Origin of the sequence: Klebsiella sp. MS 92-3, assembly GCF_000195655.1 — a bacterium.
In the GTDB taxonomy this organism is placed as follows: domain Bacteria; phylum Pseudomonadota; class Gammaproteobacteria; order Enterobacterales; family Enterobacteriaceae; genus Klebsiella; species Klebsiella pneumoniae.
Genome location: NZ_GL882802.1, coordinates 59,790 through 68,583, shown reverse-complemented (window position 1 = coordinate 68,583; position 8,794 = coordinate 59,790). Strand labels below are relative to the sequence as shown.

At 55.8% G+C, this 8,794-nt stretch carries 7 protein-coding genes; 3 read left to right on the top strand and 4 right to left on the bottom strand.

The annotated features are described in order from the left end of the window. Nucleotides 1-78: 78 nt before the first annotated feature. Nucleotides 79-585: a Der GTPase-activating protein YihI gene (gene yihI, locus HMPREF9538_RS15050; protein ID WP_002882743.1), complete on the top strand. Its 507-nt coding sequence runs from the start codon at nt 79-81 to the stop codon at nt 583-585. Nucleotides 586-773: 188 nt separating this feature from the next. Continuing rightward, the gene (gene hemN / locus HMPREF9538_RS15055) at nt 774-2,147 is read left to right on the top strand and encodes an oxygen-independent coproporphyrinogen III oxidase (protein WP_002882745.1); all 1,374 of its coding nucleotides are present in this window, start codon (nt 774-776) and stop codon (nt 2,145-2,147) included. A gap of 103 nt (nt 2,148-2,250) precedes the next feature. Here hemN and HMPREF9538_RS31575 read toward each other — a convergent pair whose 3' ends face one another. From HMPREF9538_RS31575 to glnA, 4 genes are all read right to left on the bottom strand, one after another. Beyond that, complete coding sequence (locus HMPREF9538_RS31575; protein ID WP_004152951.1) at nt 2,251-2,361, bottom strand: YshB family small membrane protein; 111 nt, start codon at nt 2,359-2,361, stop codon at nt 2,251-2,253. A 110-nt stretch (nt 2,362-2,471) separates the two neighbouring features. Beyond that, nucleotides 2,472-3,881: a nitrogen regulation protein NR(I) gene (gene glnG / locus HMPREF9538_RS15060; RefSeq protein ID WP_002882749.1), complete on the bottom strand. Its 1,410-nt coding sequence runs from the start codon at nt 3,879-3,881 to the stop codon at nt 2,472-2,474. Nucleotides 3,882-3,889: 8 nt separating this feature from the next. Continuing rightward, nucleotides 3,890-4,939 carry a nitrogen regulation protein NR(II) gene (glnL, locus tag HMPREF9538_RS15065; protein ID WP_004146229.1) on the bottom strand — a complete coding sequence of 350 codons (1,050 nt, stop codon included), beginning with the start codon at nt 4,937-4,939 and terminating at the stop codon, nt 3,890-3,892. A gap of 188 nt (nt 4,940-5,127) precedes the next feature. After that, nucleotides 5,128-6,537 carry a glutamate--ammonia ligase gene (glnA, locus tag HMPREF9538_RS15070; protein WP_002882753.1) on the bottom strand — a complete coding sequence of 470 codons (1,410 nt, stop codon included), beginning with the start codon at nt 6,535-6,537 and terminating at the stop codon, nt 5,128-5,130. Nucleotides 6,538-6,915: 378 nt separating this feature from the next. Between glnA and typA the strand changes: the two genes are divergently transcribed. Continuing rightward, entirely contained in the window at nt 6,916-8,739 is a 1,824-nt protein-coding gene (typA, locus tag HMPREF9538_RS15075; RefSeq protein ID WP_009484983.1) for a ribosome-dependent GTPase TypA, read from the top strand. Nucleotides 8,740-8,794: the final 55 nt, after the last annotated feature.

The following is an 8,794-nucleotide window of genomic DNA, read 5'->3' as shown; positions in this document are numbered from 1 at the left end:
TTTTTTTTTCTTTGCTTGCTTTCTGCTAGATTCCGCCTCAATTCTATACTGAATACTACTGTCTGAAGATTACACATCATGAAAAAACCGACATCCGCCACCCGTGGCAAATCCGGCCGCAAGTCGCGTGAAGAGTTAAATCAGGAAGCTCGCGATCGCAAACGGCAGAAGAAACATCGTGGCCACGCGGCAGGCAGTCGCGCGAACGGCGGCGATGCGGCTTCAGCGGGTAAAAAACAGCGTCAGGCGCAAGATCCGCGCGTGGGTAGCAAAAAACCGATCCCGCTGGGCGTGAGCGAAAGCAGCGCTCCAGCCCCCAAGCAGCATAAACCAAAGAGCGAGAAACCTATGCTTTCACCGCAGGCTGAGCTGGAGTTGCTGGAGAATGATGAGCGCCTGGACGCGCTGCTGGAACGTCTGGAAGAGGGCGGCACCCTTAATGCTGAAGAGCAGAGCTGGGTGGACGCCAAACTGGATCGCATTGATGAGCTGATGCAGCAGCTCGGCCTCTCTTACGATGATGAAGATGAAGAAGAGGAAGAGCGTCAGGAAGATATGATGCGTCTGCTGAAGGGTGGAAACTAACATTTGCATCCCATCGGATTCCCGGTACTCCTTATAACCCTTCTGGTTATATGTTATCTGCTGTGGTTATTCGTTAAACTACGACGGTTGTCGCGGCGTCAGAAATGGCTGCGCAACCGGCTCATGACCCGCGGTGCGGTGGGGCCGGGACGGCGTACCCGTCGGCGGCACCATCGGAAGGAGTGAGCATGTCTGAGCAGATAATCGACTGGGATCTGGCCCTGATCCAGAAATATAACTATTCCGGGCCGCGCTATACCTCGTATCCCACCGCGCTGGAGTTTTCACCGCAATTTGGCGCGGCGGAATTCGATGCCGCTGTGGCCCGTTACCCACAGCGTCCCCTGTCGCTGTACGTGCATATCCCGTTTTGCCATAAGCTGTGTTATTTCTGCGGCTGCAATAAGATAGTCACCCGCCAGCAGCATAAGGCCGATCAATATCTCGATGTCCTTGAACAGGAGATCATCCACCGCGCGCCGCTGTTTGCCACTCGCCAGGTGAAGCAACTGCACTGGGGGGGCGGCACGCCAACTTATCTCAATAAGGCGCAAATCAGTCGCCTGATGGATCTGTTGCGCAGCCATTTCCATTTCAGCGCGGAAGCCGAGATCTCCATAGAGGTCGATCCGCGTGAGATCGAACTGGATGTCCTCGATCATTTACGCGCTGAGGGTTTCAACCGCCTGAGTATGGGCGTACAGGACTTCAATAAAGAGGTTCAGCGTCTGGTTAACCGTGAGCAGGACGAAGCGTTCATCTTTGATTTGCTCAACCATGCGCGGGAGATTGGTTTTACCTCGACCAATATCGACCTCATTTATGGCCTGCCGAAGCAAACGCCGGAGAGCTTCGCCTTTACCCTGCAAAAGGTCGCCGAGCTCAATCCTGACCGCCTGAGCGTGTTTAACTATGCGCATCTGCCCACGCTCTTTGCCGCTCAGCGGAAGATTAAAGATGCCGATCTGCCCTCCGCTGAGCAGAAGCTGGAGATCCTGCAGGAAACCATCGGCTCGCTGACGACGGCAGGCTATCAGTTTATCGGCATGGACCATTTCGCCCGTCCCGATGATGAATTAGCGGTCGCGCAACGTCACGGCGTACTGCATCGTAATTTCCAGGGCTACACCACTCAGGGCGATACCGATCTGCTGGGGATGGGCGTTTCGGCGATCAGCATGATTGGCGACAGCTACGCCCAGAACCAAAAAGAGCTCAAGCAGTACTACCAGCAGGTAGCAGAGCAAGGGAACGCCCTGTGGCGCGGGATCGCGTTAACTCGCGATGATTGTCTGCGTCGCGACGTGATTAAAGCGTTGATCTGTAACTTCCAGCTGGATATCGCGGCGGTCGAGGCGCAGTGGGATGTGGATTTTGCGTCTTATTTCGCCGAGGATCTGAAGCTGCTGGCGCCGCTGGCGCATGACGGGCTGGTGGCTGTGGATGATAAGGTCATTCAGGTGACGGCGAAAGGCCGCCTGCTGATCCGCAACATCTGTATGTGCTTTGATGCCTACCTACGGCAAAAGGCCCGGATGCAGCAGTTCTCACGGGTTATTTAATATTTTGTTGTGGGGGCGGTCACAGAACGAAAAAAAACCCCCCCCCCCCCCCCGCGGGGGGGGGGGGTCCCCCCCCCCCCCGGGGGGGGGGGGGGGGGAACAATTAGCTGAACAGCCCGACCAGCGCAGCGCACAGCACGGCAGCGACTGCCGTTTGTGGCGTGTGACTCGCAGCGGCGCCGCTCGATATCATACTCACCAGTGATTCAAACATGATGCTCTCCCCTAATGCCGGGCACGATCATACTCAACTCATCGGAACAGTAAAGTACAAAATAGCAGCACTTTGCGCCGATCGGCTATTTTTCATCATGCTGTTGAACCCTACTCCATACCCAACTCTTTTAGCTTACGCGTCAGGGTATTACGTCCCCATCCCAGCAGGCGCGCAGCCTCCTGCTTGTGCCCCTGAGTATGGCGCAGGGCGGTCGTTAGCAGCGTGCGCTCCATTTCGGGTTGCGCTTCTGAGAGCAGGTTTTGATGACCGGATCGCAACGCCCGATCGGCCCACTGACCCAGCAGCGTAGCCCAGCTGTCAGGCTGCATCTGCGTTGGGCTATCAGGAATCGTGGTCTCAAACAGTTCGCTCGGCAGATCCTGCGTCAGCACCTCCTGGCCGGCGGCCATGACGGTGAGCCAGCGACAGGTGTTTTCCAGCTGACGGACGTTGCCTGGCCACGCCAGGCGGGTCAGCGCTGTCTCCGTTTCCGGATGCAGCTGTTTGGCTTCAACGCCGAGCTCGCGGGCGGCTATCTGCAGAAAATGGCGGGCCAGGCGTGGAATATCTTCCCGGCGCTCGCGCAGCGGCGGTAAATGCACCCGGATGACGTTCAGGCGGTGGAACAAATCTTCACGAAATTTCCCCTCCTGCACGCGCTGTTCCAGGTTCTGGTGGGTAGCGGCGATGATCCGCACATCGACCTTGACCGGCGCGTAACCGCCCACGCGATAAAACTGACCATCCGCCAGCACGCGCAGCAGACGAGTCTGGACATCAAGCGGCATATCGCCAATTTCATCCAGGAACAGCGTACCGCCGTCAGCCTGTTCAAAGCGACCCTGACGGACGGTATTGGCGCCGGTAAAGGCTCCTTTTTCATGGCCGAACAGCTCGGACTCAATCAGGTCCTTGGGGATCGCCGCCATATTCAGCGCGATAAACGGCGCTTTTGAGCGTGGACTATGGCGATGCAGGGCATGTGCGACAAGCTCTTTACCGGTACCGGATTCGCCATTGATCAGCACGCTGATGGATGAGCGCGACAGGCGGCCAATAATGCGAAAGACATCCTGCATTGCCGGCGCTTCGCCGATGATGTCGGCGGTTGGGCTACTTATCGGCGCATTTCGCGGCTGCTGCTGCTCTTGATAGTGGCTTATCGCCCGGTCGACGAGGGCGACGGCTTCATCGATATCAAAAGGTTTGGGCAAATAATCAAACGCGCCCTGCTGATAAGCGCTGACCGCGGCGTCCAGATCGGAATGCGCGGTCATTATGATGACCGGAAGCATTGGATGGCGCTGCTTAATCTGTTTGAGCAGCGCCAGACCATCCATTCCGGGCATACGGATATCTGACAGCAGTACATCCGGGGTTTTGGTGGTGAGGGCATCTAGCACCTCATTGCCGCTTTCGAACGTTGTGCAGCTCAAGCCGGCTCCGGTGAGCGCGCGTTCAAGCACCCAGCGGATGGAGCTATCGTCATCAACGATCCAGGCTATCCCTCGTTGCATAAACACCTCTACTTCCGAATAGGCAGGTATACCGAAAATTCGGTATGACCCGGCCAGCTGGTGAATTCAATTTTGCCGGAGTGCTGATCGATAAGGCTACGGGCGATAGATAAGCCCAGGCCGGTACCGCCTTCGCGGCCGCTGACCATCGGATAGAACAGCGTATCCTGGAGATGGGGCGGAATACCCGGGCCATTATCTTCAACGTCGATGCGGGCGGCGAGGCGATAACGCACCCCGTGCAGCGTCAGCTGGAAAGCGGTGCGGGTGCGAAGAATAATTTCGCCCCCTTCCGGCCCCAGCGCCTGCAGCGCATTACGGACGATGTTCAGCAACACCTGTTCAATTTGATCCGGGTCGTGGGGTAGCTCTGGTAGGCTGGGGTCGTAATCGCGGATCAACTTCACGTTGTCCGGCAACTCCATGGAAACCAGTTTAACTACCCGTTCGGCGACTTTGTGGATGCTTTCGGTAACGTGCATGCCCGGATGCTGTGGTCCGAGCAGGCGGTCGACCAGATTTCTTAGCCGGTCGGCCTGCTCAATGATCACTTTGGTATATTCCGTTAGCGCCGGGTCGGGCAGCGCTTTGCTGAGCAGCTGGGCCGCGCCGCGCAGGCCGCCTAACGGGTTTTTTATCTCATGCGCCAGGCCGCGGACGAGGTCGCGAGCGGCGACCTGCTGCGCATGCTGCAGCTGCTCCTGGCTCAGGCGGCGCTGATTATCCATCGGCGCCATTTCCAGCAGAATAAAGCCTTCCGGCAGCCGCTGGGCGGTCAACGACAGGATGTGCGAACGGCCATCGATAACCAGCGTCACTTCGTTATCGGTAAACCCCTGGCCCGCCTGCAGACTCTCCTGCATCAGCCCGATATTCAACGAAAAATAGCTCAACAGCTCAGGTAATGGGGTGCCAAACAGTTTGCGCGAGCTCTGCGCCAGCAGCTGCTGCGCCGCAGGGTTGGCAAAGTGCACCGCCAGGTCATCATCGACCAGTAAAATACTGTTGATAAGGGAGTTAAGGATCTGCCCAGCATCGGGCAGTGTGCCTGTTGCCATTCGACAGTCTCCTGAAAATGAGTGCACCAATTTAGTGCAGTATAGCTTTTTATCGGTAAAAAGCTCGCGAGATCAGCGTGTTGGTGGAGAAAAAAGCCCATCCTGAGATGGGCTGAAAGTTTCCACGGCAACAAAATATCCCGGGCATCTCGCGCCACAACACGACATACCCTGGATTTACAGCAAAATTAGACGCTGTAGTACAGTTCGAACTCAACCGGATGCGGAGTCATGCGTACGCGGTCGTTCTCTTCCATACGCAGGGCGATGTAGGCATCGATAGCGTCATTGGTGAACACGCCGCCAGCGGTCAGGAACTCGCGGTCAGCATCCAGGGCCTGCAGGGCTTCTTCCAGAGAACCGGCAACCTGCGGGATCTCTTTCGCTTCTTCCGGCGGCAGGTCATACAGGTTTTTATCCATTGCTTCGCCCGGATGGATTTTGTTCTTGATACCATCAAGGCCAGCCATCAGCAGCGCCGCAAAGCACAGGTACGGGTTGGCAGCCGGGTCCGGGAAGCGCACTTCGATACGACGCGCTTTCGGAGAGGTCACCACCGGAATACGGATAGAGGCAGAGCGGTTACGGGCAGAGTAAGCCAGCATAACCGGCGCTTCGTAACCCGGGACCAGACGCTTGTAGGAGTTGGTGGTCGGGTTCGCCAGGGCGTTGATGGCTTTAGCGTGTTTGATTACGCCGCCGATGTAGAACAGCGCCTGCTCAGACAGACCGGCGTATTTGTCGCCGGAGAACAGGTTGGTCCCGTTTTTCGCCAGAGACATATGGCAGTGCATGCCGGAGCCGTTGTCGCCGAACATCGGTTTCGGCATAAAGGTCGCGGTTTTACCAAAGCGGTGAGCGACGTTGTGAACAACGTATTTGTAAATCTGAATTTCATCCGCTTTTTTGGTCATGGTATTGAAGCGGGTTGCCACTTCGTTCTGACCTGCGGTTGCTACTTCATGGTGATGGGCTTCAACAACCAGACCCATCTCTTCCATGATCATACACATGGTGGAACGGATGTCCTGAGAAGAGTCTACTGGCGGAACCGGGAAGTAACCCCCTTTCACGCCCGGACGGTGACCTTTGTTACCGCCTTCGTATTTGGTGGAGGAGTTCCACGCACCTTCAATGTCATCGATCGCGACATGGGAGCCGGAGATAGAGGCGCCAAAACGGATGTCGTCGAACAGGAAGAATTCTGGTTCTGGCCCGAACAGGACGGTATCAGCGATGCCGGTGGCGCGCAGGTACTCTTCAGCGCGTTTCGCGATGGAGCGCGGGTCACGGTCATAGCCCTGCAGGGTGCCTGGCTCGAGGATATCGCAGCGGATGATCAGGGTCGGTTCTTCGTAGAACGGGTCAATGACCGCGGTGGACGCGTCCGGCATCAGGACCATGTCAGATTCGTTGATACCTTTCCAGCCACCAATCGAGGAGCCATCAAACATTTTGCCTTCTTCGAAGAATTCGGCATTTACCTGATGAGACGGAATCGTGACGTGCTGTTCTTTACCTTTGGTATCGGTGAAGCGCAGATCGACAAACTTCACTTCGTGCTCGTTCAGCATCGTCAAAACGTGTTCAGCGGACATACTTAAACTCTCCCGGATTGGTCATTGTCGTCGTGGTAACGAAAACTTCATACTGCTTAAAAGTGGCGTTGTTGCCTTAAAAAATATAAAGCGAAATCTGTGCCAACTTTTAAATGCCCCATAAAACGCTGTATCATGCGCACCATAGTGCAAAAGGACTGCACCATGATGGAGATAATGCACCAAAATAGTGCTTCAGTGTGAACACTGAGCACCATTTTGGTGCAATTTTTGTTACGGTGCCCTTTTATCGCTCCGTGAAAGCGGTCACAAAGAAACTCTGCAATACTTGTTTGCGGAGGATGTTTGTGATCCTGTTCAGTCCTTCGCTTAATACGTGTACAATAACGCGCTATTTCTAATGCCTGAGGCAAAGTTGTGATCGAAAATCTGCGTAATATCGCCATCATCGCGCACGTTGACCATGGTAAAACTACCCTGGTTGACAAGCTGCTACAGCAATCCGGTACGTTCGACGCACGTACTGAAGCACAAGAACGTGTGATGGACTCCAACGATTTGGAGAAAGAGCGTGGGATTACCATCCTCGCGAAAAACACCGCAATCAAATGGAATGATTACCGTATCAACATCTTTGATACCCCAGGGCACGCCGACTTCGGAGGTGAAGTTGAGCGTGTTATGTCCATGGTTGACTCTGTGCTGCTGGTGGTAGATGCCTTTGATGGCCCGATGCCGCAAACGCGCTTCGTGACCAAAAAAGCTTTTGCCCACGGTCTGAAGCCGATCGTGGTCATCAACAAAGTTGACCGCCCGGGCGCGCGTCCGGACTGGGTTGTCGATCAGGTGTTCGACCTGTTCGTTAACCTCGATGCGACCGACGAACAGCTGGACTTCCCGATCGTTTACGCGTCCGCGCTGAACGGTATCGCGGGTCTGGATCACGAAGACATGGCTGACGACATGACCCCGCTGTACCAGGCGATTGTCGATCGCGTGCCGGCGCCGGACGTTGATCTTGACGGTCCGCTGCAGATGCAGATCTCCCAGCTGGACTACAACAACTACGTTGGTGTTATCGGCATCGGCCGCATCAAGCGCGGTAAAGTGAAGCCGAACCAGCAGGTCACTATCATCGATAGCGAAGGCAAAACCCGTAACGGTAAAGTCGGTAAGGTACTGACTCACCTGGGTCTGGAGCGAATTGAGAGCGACGTAGCTGAAGCTGGCGACATTATCGCGATCACCGGTCTGGGCGAGCTGAACATCTCCGACACCATCTGCGACCCGCAGAATGTCGAAGCGCTGCCGGCCCTGTCCGTTGATGAGCCGACCGTTTCCATGTTCTTCAACGTCAACACCTCTCCGTTCTGCGGTAAAGAAGGTAAGTTCGTTACCTCTCGCCAGATCCTGGACCGTCTGAATAAAGAGCTGGTGCACAACGTGGCGCTGCGCGTTGAAGAAACCGAAGACGCTGATGCGTTCCGCGTTTCCGGCCGTGGTGAACTGCACCTGTCCGTTCTGATTGAAAACATGCGTCGTGAAGGTTTCGAGATGGCGGTTTCCCGTCCGAAAGTTATCTTCCGCGAAATCGACGGCCGTAAACAAGAGCCGTTCGAGAACGTGACGCTGGACGTCGAAGAGCAGCACCAGGGTTCTGTCATGCAGGCGCTGGGCGAGCGTAAAGGCGACCTGAAAAACATGAATCCGGACGGTAAAGGCCGCGTACGTCTCGACTACGTGATCCCAAGCCGCGGTCTGATCGGCTTCCGTTCAGAGTTCATGACCATGACCTCCGGTACCGGTCTGCTGTACTCCACCTTCAGCCACTACGACGACGTTCGTCCGGGCGAAGTGGGCCAGCGTAACAACGGCGTACTGATCTCCAACGGTCAGGGTAAAGCGGTAGCGTTCGCGCTGTTCGGTCTGCAGGATCGCGGTAAGCTGTTCCTCGGCCACGGCGCTGAAGTTTACGAAGGCCAGATCATCGGTATTCACAGCCGTTCCAACGACCTGACGGTAAACTGCCTGACCGGTAAGAAACTGACCAACATGCGTGCGTCTGGTACTGACGAAGCCACGGTTCTGGTTCCGCCGGTTAAGATGACCCTGGAGCAGGCTCTGGAGTTCATCGATGACGACGAACTGGTAGAAGTTACTCCGACCTCTATCCGTATCCGTAAACGTCACCTGACCGAGAACGACCGTAAACGCGCGATGCGCGGTGCAAAAGAAGAGTAATTTTTTCTTCTTGTTGTTCGCTAAACCCCCCCCCCCCCCCCGGGGGGGGTTTTTT

Excerpts from the sequence above, each read along its gene's own strand:
- yihI (WP_002882743.1), top strand. The coding sequence starts at position 79 with ATGAAAAAACCGACATCCGCCACCCGTGGCAAATCCGGCCGCAAGTCG.
- hemN (WP_002882745.1), top strand. The coding sequence starts at position 774 with ATGTCTGAGCAGATAATCGACTGGGATCTGGCCCTGATCCAGAAATAT.
- HMPREF9538_RS31575 (WP_004152951.1), bottom strand. The coding sequence starts at position 2,361 with ATGTTTGAATCACTGGTGAGTATGATATCGAGCGGCGCCGCTGCGAGT.
- glnG (WP_002882749.1), bottom strand. The coding sequence starts at position 3,881 with ATGCAACGAGGGATAGCCTGGATCGTTGATGACGATAGCTCCATCCGC.
- glnL (WP_004146229.1), bottom strand. The coding sequence starts at position 4,939 with ATGGCAACAGGCACACTGCCCGATGCTGGGCAGATCCTTAACTCCCTT.
- glnA (WP_002882753.1), bottom strand. The coding sequence starts at position 6,537 with ATGTCCGCTGAACACGTTTTGACGATGCTGAACGAGCACGAAGTGAAG.